This is a genomic window from Pseudomonas sp. SWRI179 (genome assembly GCF_014268705.1).
GTDB classification, from domain to species: domain Bacteria; phylum Pseudomonadota; class Gammaproteobacteria; order Pseudomonadales; family Pseudomonadaceae; genus Aquipseudomonas; species Aquipseudomonas zanjanensis.
This window is the reverse complement of record NZ_JABWRA010000006.1, coordinates 98,973-115,256: the sequence shown is the minus strand read 5'-3', so window position 1 is coordinate 115,256 and position 16,284 is coordinate 98,973. Positions and strand designations below refer to the sequence as shown.

Genomic DNA, 16,284 nt, shown 5'->3' with positions numbered 1-16,284 from the left:
TCGGAGTATAGAGTTTTGCAATCAGATATCGTAGGCGTATGAGCGTATTCATTTTTTAAAAAAAGTAGCTGGAGAGCATATACCCGTAGTTCGTTTTTATGTCGATAGCGGACTGCATACGATAGTGGCGGTAAGTGACCGCAATTGGTCGGATGTGGCCGCTTGCGAACGTCCGTTTATGGCCGTTAGCTGCCGGATACCAAAGGCAGTAGTCGGCCACTAACTCCGGCACAAACTCCTGCCTGGAACTTAGCTTGCTCCAATACCATGCCTAGAACGCTCCACCAAGCATGGTACCGAGATACATCTTATGACTTAGCTTTTTCGAGCCATGCGAAAGACCATTAACAATGCAGAGCACATCAGCCTAGAATCAGATTTTATCTTTAAAAATCAAAACATTAAGAAAAAATCTTACTCTCACTCAATTATTTTAATCTATAGAAAACCGATAAAAATCAAAACCTTATGGATGCGAGACCATAAAGCACCATGACCGAAACCATGTTCGACTTTGGCTAAGCTGAGATCAAGCAGAGTTCGCCCCTCCCCCCTTAGCCGCATCAGAGTTGTGAATATCATCCGCGAAAACGCTTGTTAGGGGCATATCCAAGTCAAATCCTTTTGCCCGAATGTCTAATACCGCCTTTATATCCTCTGGTGAGCTGATTTCAGAAACGCAGTAATACGCATCTACAGATATCCGTTTGAGTTGACTCTTATATTTTTCCAACCAAGCAAGCTTGCTAGCGAAAAACACCACCTTCTCAGAAAGATACATCCTCGCAAAAACAGAAGGCATAAATTCTTTCTTATCGAAGGCAACTACTGGATTACCTATCGAGAGAAGATTAGGCTTTTCTTTTCGCGTTGATGACGATACTTTTTTTATGGACTCGTAGATTCCGGATGGGAGAACACAGCCGCAAATTAGACCTTGGGTCGAAAGTTCAAGCGCGAGTTTTTTTTCAAAGGCTGTCCCCCCCAACAAAATACTGCACTTCTCGAGAACGCAGAAATCAACAAACTTTCGTATAGCATTTATCTCGCTTAAGTCAGGCTTGCTGCTGCACACAACTGAAAAATCGTATCTAAATTTGTTTTGCTGTTTTGGATAGTAATACACATCCTTCTTGGTGTAGATGCGCAACTTTTCCGGGTATGCGTCCGACGCATATTTAACAACCCCAGCCCCAACCGAACCAAGCAGTTGCTCATAGTCTGGCTCCGAAGCTTTGACATTTCCCGCTTTCACTGAATCGAAAGGCTCAAAAACATATATATGCGCAGGAGAGTTTTTTAGCTTCTCAGCAATCATGGATCGGACCCTGTCCCAGTCCAAACCACCATGACCACAGCCTAGGGCCGGAAGAGTTACTACTTTTCCACTCTTATCTTCAAGATACTTAGAAAGCCATTCCAACCCATCATCAATATAATGATACTCAGATGGATTCTTCCAATGATTTTTAGTCGGAAAATTTATGATCTCGATGTCTTTCGAGATCATATCCTTTTGCAACCAAACGGAAGGCAGGCCGGGGCGAATAATGCCCGAACGACACTTCTCAGCATAGTCATCAAACATTTCAGGAAATCTTTTCTTAAATGCGAGCGCCACACCTGCCCCCATCACACCAACACAGTTAACTGTATTGATCATGATATCCGCATCAAAATCAAAAAAATCTCCGGAAACAAACTTTATCATTAAATATTACCTTGCAATTTTTTAAGAGCCTCAACTCTGAGGGCATCGATTCCAGCAGAGACCTGTATCAACCAAATTTGACTTAACGCACCAATATCAGCCTTACTCAAAGCCACCAACATAGTGATATCTTCAGAACAAGTAATTATATCGAACAACTGACTTTTGTCCCGACCTTTAGCAACGATCTCACCCAGTAGGTCATCATAAGTCACCAGCATTATAATTTTTCGGACTATATCTGGTGGCAGAATAGGCAAATCCTCAGTCAAAATTCTTTTCAACATAGGCAGGGATTTTTTGGGATGTTCACCATCAGCTTTATTCATAAAGCTATTGGGCCAGCGTGTTTTGGGCCCTTTGCCTATATCGTGGAGATAAGCTGCAAGCTCCAAGACTTCACGATGGATAGGGTCCAACTGAATATATTCGGGTGAGTTCAGCACCAGACCCGCAACACGTCGAGAATGAGCGCCAACATCTTCGCGATGTGGCCCGTAGTTCGCGCCGAGACCATCGATATCTTCTAGCTCTCTGATGGCCGCGAAGTTAGCGCGAATAGCACGCAAGGCATCACTTAAGGTCTGGAATTTCGGCATCACCTGACGCTGAAATGAGGCCACATGAGAAACAGCCTCATCTACAAAACGCTTGAGGAAAAAAGGCCCTGTAACCAAAGAAGCATTCCAATTACCAGGCTCTAGATAATAATGCTCCCCTCCCGCCTCAACAATGCTCGGCGGAACAACCCCTTTGTTCTGAAAAATTTGCCTAACGCAGTCAGATACGCTGCGATTAAATGTAACTATCTGATTAATTTCAGACAATGGGACATGATCTGGTAACAAAAGCTCCGCCATTTTGCGGTGCTTCTGAGCATCGTCGTCATATCCCCACCGACCGTTATCGATAGTTTGCCAATCTAGTTGGTCGAGCTGATCAGACTGATGATTTCCAGAAAAGAAAGCTGGGGGAACGTCCGTATTTGCAGACGCGCTTGTGTAATAGGCCCCAGCTCGTGTCTCCATCAGCAAAACCGAAACGGAAAGGTAAATGATGAACTGCTGATCTACGTTCTTCTTATAGAGCACCGCCTGCTGCATAGGCGTTTTCTTTGCGAAATAGAACGGTACATAATCATGAACACACCGCCCGTTGGCTCCAGGTACTTGCATAACAGCCCGACGCCTCTGTATTCCTTCCTCAGCGACGTTAACGTGCAGAATGCCGCGAGCAATTTTCTGATTGGTCGAAAAAATACCGTGATCAATTATTGATTCGAGATTCTGTATCGATGTGAAATGATATGCGTTGCGACCCCTATGGTGCACAGAAACTGCCATGTTTCCCCCTTGAATAAACTATTGATAAAGCGATACTAGAATCATTGCTCTTGATATTTTTCTGGAATTATTGGAGTCTGCCGACGCAGAATTTCAATCTCTCCTTGTTCGCCATCACGCAAAACGTCCTCAGCAAGTTTGATAGCGTATTCTGGATCAGAGTCAAACGCCTCCGCCATAACTTCATCGTGGCCTCGATCTTTCCTATGTTGTTTTTTCATTTAAGCCTCGACAATGCTTACCGATTCGCATTTTGGATCGTGCAATCCAGTCTATACCAAATCACATGATTTGCTTCTCGACCTCCATCACCAAGCGGTACAAGGCAACCATTCGTGCGCGCCTCCCGTGCTGGGGCTTCAACCACCACAAATCTTGCCCTGAAAGCCTCACGACTCACCTTAACCACAGCCGTCACCCGCCTCATCAGTTCCATCGCCGATGAATCGAGGTCGCAGCACTGCGTGCCTCGACATAGGGCGTGCTGCCAACCAATGCTTCCGTCGATGCATGCAACATGCTGCAGAACGAGCCTTCGATGCGTTGGCTAGCCACCTATCAATCTAACATCAGGCGCTCGATTGGCCGCATCGATACGGCATGACTGTGCGAAGATGAACTTTGCTTTGTGTCAGACGACACGTTCAGCAGTCATCTTACGACGCGTGACATGATGGAAAGCACCTCGCTCTGCAATTTACGAAAGTCATTCATCATCGCTTCCACATCCATTGGACTTGCGCCTTGTCCGCGCTTCTCCGCGAGCCAAAGTTTCAGTAGTCCGGCTACCCGGCCAAGGTCGCCATTGACCTTGGCCAAGTCAGCAACTGCTAGCAGGTCAACCACGGATCGAATAGGGCTGTTACGACCGCAAGCTGCCTTCCACGATTGGCAGCCGATGGCCGGAAGGCGCCCTGGTGAGAGCTTGCTTTTCTGGCCGATCTGGGAGCGTGCGATTCGGGTTGTTCATCCGGCTCGGAACCAGATATAAAGCGAATGCGCTTTGTATTCAGGGGAATACGAGCATTCATAAGGTGATCACGGATGTACATCTACAAAATGGTTCAAGTGCCGCCAAACATTGAAGTTCGTGCGAAGGAGCACCGGGGTAACGAGGCCGCTGTTTATCTACAAAATGTGGTCAACACTCATGCTGAGGATGGGTGGGAGTTCTATCGGATTGACACGATTGGCGTTTCAGTCAAACCGGGATGCTTCGACGCGTTAATGGGGAAGAAAAACGTGCTGAACCACTATTACGTGATTTCTTTGCGCAAGCCCCGATGATCAAGCTTTGCGCCGTCTCAGCAATTCGCTGCTATCAGCGAGTTGCTCCCTCTCGATTGCGAGATGCCTGCCGATTTGAGCCTTCCTGTTCAAACTATGCGATACAAGCCATCGAAAAGTATGGTGTTCTAAACGGCTGCCGCATGGCTGTGGGCCGCATCTGCAGGTGTCGGTACCCGAACGGCGGGAAAGATTTTCCCTGAATAAGTCGGACAGTGAGCCCCGACGCCTTAACTGTTCAGCAGTGCTTGCCATGATCCTGACGGGCTGCTTTTGGCCGAAAGCTGTCGTTCCCAACGGGTCGCGTTTTGCTCGAAGATGGCCCTGTAAACCATCTCTCATTCAATCGGGATCCATTCACATGCCTGTCTTGATGGCGCGAATGGCCGCCATGTAAGCGCTGGTTCCGATGCCGACTTGACCCCAGACTTCACGGCTTTCTCCTCCTTGGCGGTCATATTGCTCATCCGCATCCCATAGCGTCAGGATTTGGTTTGGAAACAGGTATTCATAGGATGAGAATTCGTGCTGGCCGGAATTGTCCGAAGCAGCCATCACTGAAAACACATGTGTGGCAGAGTGCGCAAAGACATCGACTCCCTTGAACATGAACGTGACGTTCGGGTTTCCGCAGACACCAATGAAGCTGACTTCATCGTTCGGCCCGTGGGAAACCTGCACGCAGGACTCGCAAAAATAATCGACGCGGTCATGGGAATGCTCGAGCGGGAATCCGATGGCAGCCATCTTTTGCCTCGCTGTAGCGCGTGCTGCGCCAAGACGAACAGGACCAATAGCCTCAAGCGGTAAAATTTCAAAAACCTGCATTTCCTGGGCTCCATGGGTGACAGGCTAGCCAACCGCTCCGCTATGTAGGGCGCGGAAGCTGTGCTGAAGATTGTCCGAGAGCGGGCACCTCGGTACGCTGTCGACCTTATCCGATATGGAAAATACTTAACATGGATCCGCACGCTCTGATCGCAAGAAATTTCGTTGGGGGCGAAGCATACGAAGACGCCTCGTTCATCGGACGATTACACGAAGCGGGACTCTGGGATCGTGAAGAATACTGGCTGCTGGAGTGGGCACTCTATCAAATCGCAACAGAGACAAGCTTCAGTCAGGCACTCTCACATAGGGTGTTCGAGATATTCAGCTACAGTTCTCTGCTATTCGGATGCCACTTTGATCGGAAGGATCGCTTCAAGATCCGAAACCTGAAAAGAAAGCAGATCTACGATTTCCGCGAGAGATTCCACATGGTGTTTGAGGGTTTCTTCGCTGGAAAAATGCCGACACCGGCTCGCTTTGACGAACCCAATCCGTGGCTCGTAGGTGGCCCGTAATCTGACCGGACGGGGTTAATGATCGCTGATGTCAATCAACCGCTCCTCGGCCAGCCTTGCGCATGCCGAGAAAGCAGGCAGGACCGACTAGCCCTTAGGGTTCTGCCTTCGGAGGTCGTGATGGTCGAGCGAATCGCGCCATTGCTGGATTGCTTTGGCTTATTCGAACTTAATCCTCGCGAAGGTTAGGCCACGGCAGCTGTCGGCCAAGACCGTACGTTTGGAAAGTGGGATTATGACGAACAGCAATAAGCCGGAATACTGCACGATCTGCAGACGCTTACTGGACAATCCAGCAGATCCGCTATCAGGCAATTGCGGCGAAGATTGCTGGGGATGCATAGGCGCTATCGAGGCGGAAATGGGATGCGCAGAGTCGCTCGCCTACGTACGCAAAGAATATGAGGCTGGACTTCGGCCTGGCTGGATCGACCCATTCAAGCCCTGATTTGGAGCTGCGTTACGACCGCTTCGGGTCGGAAGCAGCCCTTCGCTTCCGACCCGATCCATCTTGCTAAAAATGGAGTCTATTCCACCGGACGCTTACCTAGGGTCGATGACATCCAGTGCCCGGTTTGCCAATAGCTGACCTAGTTCAATCAACTGTTGCAGCCCTAGTGCAACATGCCGTCGAGAATCCTTCAGGTCAAACGCCAAATCGTTGGCCATGGCATTGGCGGAGGCTAACGTTTCGCTGAGGTTAGCCAACAGGCTTTCAACATCGACGCCCTCCACGACGGTGAATAACTGGTCCGGAGGTGGCTTCTTGTCAGGCTGGGCGGGTTTGGGGTTCAGATAGGAATCGATGACACGTTCGGCGTTGGCGTCGGCCGCGATGTCCAGGTGCAGCGGTGGAACGGGTGGGTCTGGGATGAGTTTGTCCATATGGACCTCCTAACGTCAGTCGGGTCCGCCACTGTTCGCGACTAAACGAAGTGGGGTGGCGGCTGTGCGCAGGTTAGTCGACCGGGACGTTAGGAAACCGGCGCACCCGAAAGTGCCCTGCGCACAGCCACCATAAAATCAGCGAGAAAAACGTAGCCTGACTTCAAGGAGACCTTGCGCCTAACGAGATACCGAGCGACTAAACCCGACCGCTGAATTGGCAGCGGTGGACAGAGACTAGGCACCAAAATCAGCAGGCGCAAGGGACTGGAATTTTCTAGGAAATGTCCTGCAAGTCAATGGGCAATATTCGCTCCGTCGCTTCCTACAAACTCGTTTAACCGTTCCACCACCGAAACAGGTTGCAACGTTTGTCCAGCGCTAACGCTCTTTCCAGAGAGATCACAACGCCTATCGCTATCGCATAAAAATCCGATCCGGCGTACCGCTTTACTTGATCTCAACCAATCGCACGGCCTGTGACCCGTCCAGGGACAGGTGAATCACGGCGGCTCGGCTTGGGAAATTCGGCGCATCCTCGTCGGTATTCTCCATCACGGGAATGTCGATCAGGGTCTGTTCACCCGTCGGGTCGCTGACCAACTTGGCATCGAGGTTGTCGATGGCCCGCCAGCTGTCGCCACCGATGCGCATCACGTCCAACAGGCTGTAGTGCGGCACGCCCTCTTCGTTCTCTTCGGGCGTGAAGGCGGCCAGGTATTGGCTGTAGTTGTTGCCCATGCCGAAACCCTCGATGGTGAAAACCGCAAGAGTGACCTGGCTGTCCTCGCCGGTGTCCAGGGTCTGCACCAGCGTCGCTTCGGGATAGCCGGTGGCGTAGCTGTCCTTGATCAGCGCGACCAGGCGGCCGATCTGTTCTTCCAGGGCTTTGGGAACGGGTTTCGATTCAGCGGCGTGAACCAGGGTACAAGTGAAAAACAAGGCAGCGGTCAGCAGGCGCAATTTCATGGAGGTGGAGTCCGGGGGTGTCGGGAGGTCAGCGTGCAATGGTAGCGGTTGGCAAGGGATTGAGTGGCGAATTGTTGGTGGGGTTTGTGCTGGGGTGCACAACCTTGTTCGCGAAAGCGGTGGGTCTGTGTGCATTGTTGTTGAATGTATTGCCCCCATCGCGAGCAGGCTCGCTCCCACACTGGGTCCCGGGACAGCGGGAATTCCCCCCATCAACCCGACATCCCCTGTGGGAGCGAGCCTGCTCGCGAAAGCGGTGGGCCTGCGTGCATCGATGCTGGATGTACCGCCGCACGCCTGCCCGAACTGCCACCGATTAGCGCTGCGCAGCCCCTAGATCAATCCTCCAACTCGGCAGCGCGTGCGAAGTGGTTTTGCCCGCTGTCAGGCCTCTGAGCGGATCCGCGCAACCAAGCGAGCCTGGAGTTTTTCCAGTTCCTCGGGATCGGCCTTGCCCCGGCCATGCGCACCCGCTTCCTCACCTTCCCAGCGAGGGATGATGTGCATGTGAATGTGGTAGACCGTCTGCCCGGCCACCGCGCCGTTGAACTGGGCGATCTGGACGCCGTCCGGCTGCAGCTCGTCCACGATGATCCGCGTCAGGCGCTGCACGGCCGACATCATTGCGCCGAGGACTGTGGGCTCGACTTCGAGGATGTTGCGCGCTTGGGAATTCTTGGGGATGACCAGGACATGGCCGCGCGATTGCGGAAAGAGATCCAGGAAGGCCAGCACATCAGCGTCTTCGTAAATCTTGTAGCACGGCGCATCGCCGCGAAGGATCAGCGCAAAGATGTTCTTTGGATCGTAATGGCCGTGGAGACTCATGTTCACTCCTTGAATGGGGTTAAGGCGGTGGGTTGCCGGTAAGAGATTTAGCACAGTCCAGCGGCGACGTCTCGTAGAGGTCTGCTTGAAAGCCGAGGGCTGGGCTTGCTGGCGATGGCGGTGGGTCAGTCAGCGATGAATTGCCTGTGCCAACGTCATCGCGAGCAGGCTCGCTCCCACAGTTTTTCGAGCGATTCGTAAAGGTCGTGTCTGGCCCAAATCTCTGTGGGAGCGGGCTTGCTCGCGAAGGTGGCGTACTTGTCGATATCGTGGTTGGCTGAACTACCGCTTTCGCGAGCAAGCCCGCTCCCACAGGGGAGTTCTGGTTTGATTCAGATCGTGGGCACACCCTAAATCCATTGTGGGAGCGAGCCTGCTCGCGATTGCGGTGGGTCAGTCAACATCGATGCTGGATGCCAGGCCACTTTCGCGGGCTTGCTTCAGCGTTACGGCCATTTTCTGCTGCAACTCGCTTTGCGAAAACGGTTTGTGCAGCACCGGGCACCCGGCGTATTCGGCCGGCAGCCCGCTCGCGCCGTATCCGGTGCTGAACAGAAAGGGAATGTGGCGACCACGAAGAATCTCGGCCACCGGGAACACGCGCTCGCCAGCCAGGTTGACGTCCAGGATCGCCAGGTCAACTTGCACCGCGCGAGCGATTTCACAGGCCTTAGCGAGCCGGGCGACCGACGCCACGACCTCGCATCCGAATTCCTCCAGCATCTCTTCGATCAATAGGGCAATGGCGCCTTCGTCCTCGACGACCAGCACCCTGTTTCCAGCCAATGGGGTCATGCCCCAGCCACCCCAATCAGGAACGAAAAGCGACAGCAAACGCCCTGTGAAGCAAAGGTGAGCTCAAAGGTGCCACCCAAGTCGCGCTCGATGCAACGCTTCATCAGGCGCGAACCCAGCCCTTCCCGCTCCGGCGGGGCGACCGCTGGCCCTCCTCGCTCTTGCCAGTCAAGGGTCAACAGCGTTCCGTCCCCTTGGGCTTGCAGCTGCCAGGTGACGGCGAGCGTGCCCGTCTCGACCGACATGGCCCCATATTTAAGCGCGTTGATCGCCAGTTCATTGAGGGTCATCGTCAGGTTGAGCGCCACGCGGGTGCCGACGTCCACGGCAGCCCCCTCGATCGCCACACGGCCAGGCTCATGCCCGAAGACCGGCATCAGCACTTCATGGGCCAGGGTGTCGAGCGGCGTCTGGCCCCAATGCCGTTTGGTCAAGAGATCGTGTGCTCGCGACAAGGCCAACAGCCTTGCCTCGAAACGCCGGTAGCCGTCCTTCGCATCCTCGGCATTGCGCGCGGTCTGGGCCGCCAGGGATTGCACCGTGGCCAGGGTGTTCTTGACCCGGTGATTGAGCTCATCGATCAATGTCTTCTGCCGGTTTTCCGCCTGCTTTCGCTCGGAAATGTCCACCAGCATGTTGATGGCGCCCACCAGGTTTCCATCGGCGTCATGCAAAGGCGTGGGAAACGGCGTGAACGGTACACGGCTGCCATCGGGCCGCTCCGCAATCGCCTCGACGCCGCGTATCGGCCGATTTTCCTTCAGCGCCACCGCCATCGGGCATTGATCGTGGGGCAGCGCGGTTCCGTCGGTATTGAACAGTTTCCAGGTCACACACCACATCTCACCCAACTGCGGCGTGCGCCCCGACAACTCGATAGCGGCGCGGTTGAAGAACGTGATCCGCCCCTCGGCGTCGGTGGTGTACACCGCGGCCGGCAACGCTTCAAGGAGATTGCGCATGTGCCGTTCGCTTTCGCGGACCTGGTTTTCCATGCGCCGCGCCAGCGTGACGTCCTGCAGCACCCGCACGCCATACCGAAACGTACCGTTGGCGTCCCTCACCGATGAGCTGTGGATGTCGAGGTAAACCACCTCGCCATCGGGCTTCACCGCGCGCTTGCGCAGCACGTAATTATCCAATTCACCGGCCACTTGGCGGGCGTACAACCCGGCATCCTGCGCAATGCAGTCGGGGTGGGTGTAATCCAGGAAGGTCATCGCCAGGAGCTCTTCCCGCGAGCGGCCCAGCATGTTGCACAGGGCATCGTTCACCCGGAGCAAGCGGCCGTCGATGCCGGCCTCGGCAATGCCGATGGTCGCCGCTTCGTAGGTCGCCGAAAGCCGGTCATCGCTGTCCTGGCGCGCCGCCTCGGCCGCATGGACGCTGCTCCTGTCGATGGTGAAGCAGCGGGTATTGAAGAGTTTTCCGTTCTCGAACCGGCCGTTCGAGGTGATCGTGACATGCTTGATCGAGCCGTCCTTGGCCCTCAGGCGCGCCGGATAGCTCTCCAGGCGATCGCCACTGCCCAGCTTGGTGAGAATGTCGCCAATAACCGGCTCGTCGACATGAAATTCGGTGATGTGGCGACCGATGTATTCTTGCGCCGAATAACCCAGCAGCGCCAGCTCCGCCTTGTTGGCGCGCAGGATGGTGCCATCGCCACTGACGATATGCAGGCCCACCGCGCTGTTTTCAAAAAAGTCTTCCAGGTCGGCACTTTTGCGCCGAAGCTCTTCGGCCATGGCGTGGTGCGCCGAAACGTCCTGGAAGCAATTGATCACCCCTTGAATGACGCCCCGCCGATCCCTGAGGGCGCGGATGTTCATAAGCGCCACGAACCGCGAGCCATCCGGACGTTGGATGATCACTTCCTGATTGCGCGGCGCAATGCCGGTATCGAGCGCCGAGGCCGTCGGACTGTGCTCGAATGCCAGCGGCGTTCCGTCGGCCAGGAACAATCGATGGGCGCCGCAGAAGCGGTCGCCGTTCTCTCCAAGCGTCGGCGCCCTTCCCCACAGCTCGGCCGCCTCGCTGTTATACCGCACGAGCCACCCCTGGCGATCGCAGAGGTACACCGCACCGGGAATGGCATCCAGCGCATTCGTCCCCATAGCGATCAGGCTTTCGTATTCGCTTGGCGTACAGGCTTCCAAGGGGAGCTCTTCAATGTTCGACATCAGTCATCCTCAAACCCCCTGGCTGCAACGCTCAGGGTCTCAATGGACTCTAGATCGCTATTGAGCGCGCGAGTTCAGGAAACTCTTCAAGGACAACGGCGCCTGTGCCGTACGTCAGCCATGGCATAAATCGACAGGCTCGCGCAGCGGTTATGAACGAGGCCTGCTCCAGGCCCTGTCCAGTAGCGCGACCACTGTTTCGTCCGGGGTCTGGCTGAAGTCTTCGTACCAATCGCCGACCGAGCGCATCCACTCGGGCATCAACGGACACACAAACTCATCGACCTCACTGCGCAAGGCTTCGGCGGTTTCGACCGGCGCCACTGGAACGGCAACCACGATGGCAAGAGGGTTTTGCAGGCGTACCGCATGGACCGCCGCCATCATTGACGCACCGGTGGCCAGGCCATCATCCACAAGCAGGACCACCTGCTGTTTCAGGTCGACAGGTGGGCGGCTGCCGCGATAAAGCGCTTCACGGCGCGCCAGTTCCTGCCTTTCCCGCTGGAGCACCGCATCGAAGGCAGCCTGGTCGACGTGATGGGCACGCAACGCATCGTCGTTGCGAATCTGGATGGCGCCGCTGGCAATCGCGCCCATCGCCACTTCCGGATGAGACGGAACACCGAGCTTGCGCACCAGTATCAGGTCGAGGGGCAGCCCCAGGGCGTCGGCCACCTCCCAGGCGACGGGCACGCCACCCCGGGGCAACGCCAGGACGATCGCATTGCTCCGCCCACGATACTGGGTCAAGGGTTCTATCAAGCGCTGGCCGGCCGCGGCTCGATCGGCATAAGGAGGCGATGCAAAAGACAGGGGATTCATAGTCGGGTCTCCTTGCAAAAACAGACACGTCGTCCGCACAGTCACCCTGTCAGGATACCCGGCACGGGGTGTCCAGCAACGGCTGAGTGATCCAAACTGCCTGCGTCGTCACGCCAATCGGCGGGCGTGACCGCATCGTCGGCGCCAGCGACTTGGGAATCGCGAGTCATTACGCCTGCCGAAGCCGTTTCTTAACGAGGTCTGACGGAGGAGAAATTTTGGCACGCCCGAGAAAAATCCCGTCAAACCTGGGCTGCCCTTGTTCGATCTTCCGTAGTACAGTAGTCAAAACCCGATAAATATCCACCTTGAGATGACCTGAAGTGCCAGGCCCCAACGTCAATGGACCGCACACCCCGTCATCCTTCTGCCGCGGCGGTAACTGCATGATCGACATCACCGAAGTTTCCATTGCCCAACTGCGCGCCGCGCTGGAATCGGGCCAGACCACGGCGGTAGCGCTTGTCCAGGCCTACCTCGCCAGGATCGATGCCTACGACGGCCCCGACACGCCCACCGCCCTCAACGCGGTGGTGGTGCGCAACCCGGATGCGCTGAAGGAAGCGCAGGCCTCCGATGCCCGCCGGGCCAACGGCCAGACCCTCGGTCCACTCGACGGCATTCCCTATACGGCCAAGGACAGTTATCTAGTCAAGGGCCTCACCGCCGCGTCCGGCAGCCCGGCGTTCAAGGACCTGGTGGCCTATCGCGATGCGTTCACCATCGAACGGCTGCGCGCCGCCGGGGCCATCTGCCTGGGCAAGACCAACATGCCGCCCATGGCCAACGGCGGGATGCAGCGCGGGGTGTATGGCCGGGCGGAAAGCCCATACAACGGCGACTACCTCACTGCCCCCTTTGCCTCCGGCTCCTCGAACGGTGCGGGCACGGCGACCGCCGCCAGTTTCGCGGCATTCGGCCTGGCTGAAGAAACCTGGTCGAGCGGGCGCGGCCCGGCGTCGAACAACGGCCTGTGCGCCTACACGCCGTCCCGTGGGGTGATTTCGGTGCGGGGCAACTGGCCGTTGACGCCGACCATGGACGTCGTGGTGCCCTTCGCCAGGACCATGGCCGACCTGCTCGAAGTGCTGGACGTGGTGGTGGCCGAGGACCCGGACACCCGTGGCGACCTGTGGCGCCTGCAGCCCTGGGTGCCGATTCCGAGCGTCGATTCGGTTCGTCCCGCTTCGTATCCGAGCCTTGCCAGCAAACCCGGAGCGCTGGCCGGCGTTCGGTTCGGCGTGCCACGGATGTACATCAATGCCGACCCTGAAGCCGGCACGGCCGAGGCCCCCGGCATCGGCGGCCCGACGGGGCAGCGCATCATCACTCGCGCCTCGGTGATCGACCTTTGGGAGCAAGCCCGCAAGGCCCTGGAGGCCTGTGGCGCCGAAGTGGTCGAGGTGGATTTCCCACTGGTGTCCAATTGCGAGGGCGATCGTCCCGGCACGCCGACGGTGTTCACCCGTGGCCTGGTTTCCAAGGAATTCCTGCACCATGAATTGTGGGACCTGTCGGCCTGGGCATTCGATGATTTCCTGCGGGCCAACGGTGATCCGCAGTTGAATCGCCTGGCCGACGTCGATGGACCGAAGATCTTCCCCCACGACCCGGGCACCCTGCCCAACCGCGAGGACGACCTGGCCGCCGGCATGGATGAGTACGTGAAGATGGCCCAACGCGGCATCACGCCTTGGGACCAGATCCCGACATTGCCCGACGGGTTGCGGGGGCTCGAAGAAACACGCCGGATCGACCTGGAAGACTGGATGGAACGGCTGGGCCTGGACGCGGTGATCTTCCCGACCGTCGCCGACGTCGGGCCGGCGGACGCGGATATCAATCCGGCCTCTGCCGATATCGCCTGGAGCAACGGGGTCTGGGTCGCCAACGGCAACCTCGCCATTCGTCACCTGGGCGTGCCCACGGTCACCGTGCCGATGGGCGTCATGGCGGACATCGGCATGCCCGTCGGGCTGACATTTGCCGGGCGCGCCTATGATGATTCGAAACTGTTGCGACTGGCATCGGCGTTCGAGTCGATCGGCTCCAAGCGCCTGGTCCCGCCTCGGACCCCGCCGCTGTCGGCTTGAGCCGGTCATTGGGGTTGCTGCGCAACCCAGCGGGAGCAAGCTCCCTCGCCACAAAAGCAGCGTACGACTTCACTTTTGAGTACGGGCGCAACCCCGTGGCGAGGGAGCTTGCTCCCGCTGGACTGCGCAGCAGTCCCCAGACCGGTTCTACAGCCGGAAACACTGTTGCATGGCACGAGCAAGCAGGCCCACGGCCTCATCACCCTGTGCCGCCTGCGATCGCATAAACACCACCTCATGCTCCTCGATCACCGGCAGGCCTTCAAGGATCCGCATCGCATCCGTCACCCGCCCACGGTCGATCAGGCTGATCGCCAATCCGGCCTCCACGCAGGCCTTGACGGCCTGGTTGGAGGGGCTTTCCAGGACAATGCGCGTCCTGCGCCCGCTTTGCCTGAGGGCTTCGATCATCGCTTGCCGATAAGGGCATTGCGCCGCATGCACCGCCAGCGGCAACGGCTCCAGCGAGGCCACCGTCCCGTGGATTGGCCCGACCCAGACCGGCGTGGTGGACACCAGCACTTGCGTTTCTGTGTCCGCTTGGCCCTTCGGCTGGGTAACCACCGCTGCCTGAAGCTTGCCGCGCTGCACCTGGTCACGCAGCGCGTAACTTGGCGCGGTCTTGAGTTCCAGCACAACATTGGGCCACGCGGTGGCGAAGGTCGGGAGGATGTCGCGGATGACATGGTCGGCATATTCATCCGGCACCCCCAGGGTGATACGTCCCGCCAGGCGGGTGCCGTGCAGGTCGGCCAGCACCCGGTCGTGGGTATTGAGCAGCTCCGTCGTCGCCACGAGCAAACGCTTGCCCAACGCGGTAAGGGATACCGATTGATTGTCCCGGTTGAGCAACCGCCCGCCCGCCACTGCTTCCAACCGCTGGATATGCACGCTGACCGCCGCCGGGCTTTTGTGCAGTTGTTCCGCCGCCCCACTGAATTTCCCGATCCGCGCCACCGCATGAAAAGTACGTATCAAATCGATATCAAGTATGGCCGTCATGATTCAATCTTCGTAAATGACTGATGCAATTCATTTTGATTTATTAGATTAGCCGGGTTCCGTAGCCTGTGGCCATGAACCCGAATAAAGCGTTGACCTGCACGTCCCGGTCCCGGCCCGCCTGGCATTGGCTGATCCCACTGCCCTTGCTCGAAGCGGCTTTGCTGGTGTCGTGGAGCTCCGGCTTTATTGGCGCGCGCTTTTCCATCGACTACGCGCCGGCATTGCTGGTGGTGTTCTGGCGGTGCGTCGTGGTCACGCTCGTCCTGCTGCCCTTCGTCGCCGGGCAACTACGCCGAACCTCGCCCGTCGCGCTGTTGAAAAACGCCGGCATCGGCCTCTTGGCGATGGCGGGCTACCTGGGCGGTATCACCCAAGGCATTGCCCTGGGTGTACCGGCGGGCCTGGCCGCGCTGGTCGCCGACCTGCTGCCGCTGGGCCTGGCGCTGCTGGCCGCCGGCGTACTCCGGCAACGGCTGGCCTGGCAGGTCTGGGCGGGGCTATTGATCGGCCTGGTCGGCGTCATGCTGGTGACCCAGGGCGCATTGGCGTGGGGCAACGCACCCTTGTGGGCCTATGGCCTGCCGCTGCTTGGCATGCTCTCGCTCGCCGTCGCGACCCTGTGGCAGAAATACCTGCCCGCCGAACAATCGCTGGGCCTGCTGCCCAACCTATGGCTGCAGTGTTGCGTGTCGGGCCTGGCCTTCGCCCTGGTGGAAGGCGTCCATGGCAGCCTGGCCCCGCTACCCAGCACCGGCTTTGCACTGAGCGTCTTGTGGACAGCGGGCATTTCGACAATGGGCGGCTACGGGCTCTACTGGCTGTGCCTGCGCCGCACGACCGCCACCCGCGTCGCCAGCGTCCTGTACCTCAGCCCGCCCATTACCATGCTCTGGGCCTGGGCGATGTTCAACGAACCACTTTCCTGGCAGATGGCGGTGGGGATGGCCGTGTCCGGGGTCGGCATCTGGCTGGTCGTGGGTACCGAAGCGCGGCAGGCGGTTGCAAATTCAAGATAGC

At 57.3% G+C, this 16,284-nt stretch carries 17 protein-coding genes; 5 read left to right on the top strand and 12 right to left on the bottom strand.

Annotation, left to right across the window (positions count from 1 at the left end; translation table 11 throughout):
* Positions 1-529: 529 nt before the first annotated feature.
* The 4 genes from HU767_RS05340 to HU767_RS28735 form a co-directional block, all read right to left on the bottom strand.
* Positions 530-1,711, bottom strand: coding sequence for a macro domain-containing protein (locus tag HU767_RS05340; RefSeq protein ID WP_186728691.1), 1,182 nt, complete (start codon positions 1,709-1,711; stop codon positions 530-532).
* Positions 1,711-3,054 carry a DarT ssDNA thymidine ADP-ribosyltransferase family protein gene (locus tag HU767_RS05335; protein ID WP_186728692.1) on the bottom strand — a complete coding sequence of 448 codons (1,344 nt, stop codon included), beginning with the start codon at positions 3,052-3,054 and terminating at the stop codon, positions 1,711-1,713. Before HU767_RS05335 ends, HU767_RS05340 begins: the two co-directional genes overlap by 1 nt.
* A 41-nt stretch (positions 3,055-3,095) precedes the next feature.
* Positions 3,096-3,275 (bottom strand): hypothetical protein, encoded by a 180-nt coding sequence (locus HU767_RS05330; RefSeq protein ID WP_186728693.1) that lies wholly within the window; start codon positions 3,273-3,275, stop codon positions 3,096-3,098.
* A 430-nt stretch (positions 3,276-3,705) separates the two neighbouring features.
* A complete protein-coding gene (locus tag HU767_RS28735; RefSeq protein WP_250961510.1) occupies positions 3,706-3,996 on the bottom strand; it encodes a hypothetical protein in 291 nt (96 codons plus the stop codon).
* A gap of 102 nt (positions 3,997-4,098) precedes the next feature.
* Here HU767_RS28735 and HU767_RS05325 point away from each other — a divergent pair, with 102 nt between their 5' ends.
* Together HU767_RS05325 and yidD are read left to right on the top strand one after the other, a co-directional pair.
* Positions 4,099-4,341, top strand: a complete 243-nt coding sequence (locus HU767_RS05325) for a hypothetical protein (RefSeq protein WP_010457973.1) — start codon at positions 4,099-4,101, stop codon at positions 4,339-4,341.
* Positions 4,266-4,544, top strand: coding sequence for a membrane protein insertion efficiency factor YidD (gene yidD, locus HU767_RS05320; protein WP_338130170.1), 279 nt, complete (start codon positions 4,266-4,268; stop codon positions 4,542-4,544). Before HU767_RS05325 ends, yidD begins: the two co-directional genes overlap by 76 nt.
* Before the next feature lie 154 nt (positions 4,545-4,698).
* Here yidD and HU767_RS05315 read toward each other — a convergent pair whose 3' ends face one another.
* Complete coding sequence (locus HU767_RS05315) at positions 4,699-5,169, bottom strand: hypothetical protein (protein WP_077508731.1); 471 nt, start codon at positions 5,167-5,169, stop codon at positions 4,699-4,701.
* Between the two features lie 131 nt (positions 5,170-5,300).
* Here HU767_RS05315 and HU767_RS05310 point away from each other — a divergent pair, with 131 nt between their 5' ends.
* The gene (locus tag HU767_RS05310; RefSeq protein WP_186728695.1) at positions 5,301-5,687 is read left to right on the top strand and encodes an Imm41 family immunity protein; all 387 of its coding nucleotides are present in this window, start codon (positions 5,301-5,303) and stop codon (positions 5,685-5,687) included.
* A gap of 543 nt (positions 5,688-6,230) precedes the next feature.
* Here the strand turns inward: HU767_RS05310 and HU767_RS05305 are convergent.
* The 6 genes from HU767_RS05305 to HU767_RS05280 all read right to left on the bottom strand — a co-directional run bounded on the left by HU767_RS05305 (position 6,231) and on the right by HU767_RS05280 (position 12,169).
* Positions 6,231-6,572, bottom strand: a complete 342-nt coding sequence (locus HU767_RS05305; RefSeq protein WP_186728696.1) for a DUF6124 family protein — start codon at positions 6,570-6,572, stop codon at positions 6,231-6,233.
* Between the two features lie 450 nt (positions 6,573-7,022).
* Positions 7,023-7,541 (bottom strand): hypothetical protein, encoded by a 519-nt coding sequence (locus tag HU767_RS05300; protein WP_186728697.1) that lies wholly within the window; start codon positions 7,539-7,541, stop codon positions 7,023-7,025.
* Between the two features lie 384 nt (positions 7,542-7,925).
* Complete coding sequence (locus tag HU767_RS05295; protein WP_186728699.1) at positions 7,926-8,369, bottom strand: HIT family protein; 444 nt, start codon at positions 8,367-8,369, stop codon at positions 7,926-7,928.
* Between the two features lie 393 nt (positions 8,370-8,762).
* Positions 8,763-9,164, bottom strand: coding sequence for a response regulator (locus HU767_RS05290; protein WP_186728701.1), 402 nt, complete (start codon positions 9,162-9,164; stop codon positions 8,763-8,765).
* Positions 9,161-11,344, bottom strand: coding sequence for a PAS domain S-box protein (locus HU767_RS05285; protein WP_186728703.1), 2,184 nt, complete (start codon positions 11,342-11,344; stop codon positions 9,161-9,163). The genes HU767_RS05290 and HU767_RS05285 overlap by 4 nt, the downstream gene beginning before the upstream one ends.
* Before the next feature lie 150 nt (positions 11,345-11,494).
* Positions 11,495-12,169 (bottom strand): phosphoribosyltransferase, encoded by a 675-nt coding sequence (locus tag HU767_RS05280; RefSeq protein WP_186728705.1) that lies wholly within the window; start codon positions 12,167-12,169, stop codon positions 11,495-11,497.
* A gap of 386 nt (positions 12,170-12,555) precedes the next feature.
* On the opposite strand from HU767_RS05280, the gene HU767_RS05275 reads away from it, so the two are divergent.
* A complete protein-coding gene (locus tag HU767_RS05275; protein WP_186704766.1) occupies positions 12,556-14,262 on the top strand; it encodes an amidase in 1,707 nt (568 codons plus the stop codon).
* A 147-nt stretch (positions 14,263-14,409) separates the two neighbouring features.
* On the opposite strand, the gene HU767_RS05270 is transcribed toward HU767_RS05275, so the two are convergent.
* Positions 14,410-15,264 carry a LysR family transcriptional regulator gene (locus tag HU767_RS05270; RefSeq protein ID WP_186728708.1) on the bottom strand — a complete coding sequence of 285 codons (855 nt, stop codon included), beginning with the start codon at positions 15,262-15,264 and terminating at the stop codon, positions 14,410-14,412.
* A 74-nt stretch (positions 15,265-15,338) separates the two neighbouring features.
* Here HU767_RS05270 and HU767_RS05265 point away from each other — a divergent pair, with 74 nt between their 5' ends.
* Positions 15,339-16,283 carry a DMT family transporter gene (locus HU767_RS05265; RefSeq protein WP_186728710.1) on the top strand — a complete coding sequence of 315 codons (945 nt, stop codon included), beginning with the start codon at positions 15,339-15,341 and terminating at the stop codon, positions 16,281-16,283.
* The last annotated feature ends 1 nt before the right edge of the window (position 16,284 follow it).

What these genes read in the sequence shown, in the direction of transcription:
- HU767_RS05340 (WP_186728691.1), bottom strand. Translation starts at nt 1,711, where the DNA reads ATGATAAAGTTTGTTTCCGGAGATTTTTTTGATTTTGATGCGGATATC.
- HU767_RS05335 (WP_186728692.1), bottom strand. Translation starts at nt 3,054, where the DNA reads ATGGCAGTTTCTGTGCACCATAGGGGTCGCAACGCATATCATTTCACA.
- HU767_RS05330 (WP_186728693.1), bottom strand. Translation starts at nt 3,275, where the DNA reads ATGAAAAAACAACATAGGAAAGATCGAGGCCACGATGAAGTTATGGCG.
- HU767_RS05325 (WP_010457973.1), top strand. Translation starts at nt 4,099, where the DNA reads ATGTACATCTACAAAATGGTTCAAGTGCCGCCAAACATTGAAGTTCGT.
- yidD (WP_338130170.1), top strand. Translation starts at nt 4,266, where the DNA reads ATGCTTCGACGCGTTAATGGGGAAGAAAAACGTGCTGAACCACTATTA.
- HU767_RS05315 (WP_077508731.1), bottom strand. Translation starts at nt 5,169, where the DNA reads ATGCAGGTTTTTGAAATTTTACCGCTTGAGGCTATTGGTCCTGTTCGT.
- HU767_RS05310 (WP_186728695.1), top strand. Translation starts at nt 5,301, where the DNA reads ATGGATCCGCACGCTCTGATCGCAAGAAATTTCGTTGGGGGCGAAGCA.
- HU767_RS05305 (WP_186728696.1), bottom strand. Translation starts at nt 6,572, where the DNA reads ATGGACAAACTCATCCCAGACCCACCCGTTCCACCGCTGCACCTGGAC.
- HU767_RS05300 (WP_186728697.1), bottom strand. Translation starts at nt 7,541, where the DNA reads ATGAAATTGCGCCTGCTGACCGCTGCCTTGTTTTTCACTTGTACCCTG.
- HU767_RS05295 (WP_186728699.1), bottom strand. Translation starts at nt 8,369, where the DNA reads ATGAGTCTCCACGGCCATTACGATCCAAAGAACATCTTTGCGCTGATC.
- HU767_RS05290 (WP_186728701.1), bottom strand. Translation starts at nt 9,164, where the DNA reads ATGACCCCATTGGCTGGAAACAGGGTGCTGGTCGTCGAGGACGAAGGC.
- HU767_RS05285 (WP_186728703.1), bottom strand. Translation starts at nt 11,344, where the DNA reads ATGTCGAACATTGAAGAGCTCCCCTTGGAAGCCTGTACGCCAAGCGAA.
- HU767_RS05280 (WP_186728705.1), bottom strand. Translation starts at nt 12,169, where the DNA reads ATGAATCCCCTGTCTTTTGCATCGCCTCCTTATGCCGATCGAGCCGCG.
- HU767_RS05275 (WP_186704766.1), top strand. Translation starts at nt 12,556, where the DNA reads ATGATCGACATCACCGAAGTTTCCATTGCCCAACTGCGCGCCGCGCTG.
- HU767_RS05270 (WP_186728708.1), bottom strand. Translation starts at nt 15,264, where the DNA reads ATGACGGCCATACTTGATATCGATTTGATACGTACTTTTCATGCGGTG.
- HU767_RS05265 (WP_186728710.1), top strand. Translation starts at nt 15,339, where the DNA reads ATGAACCCGAATAAAGCGTTGACCTGCACGTCCCGGTCCCGGCCCGCC.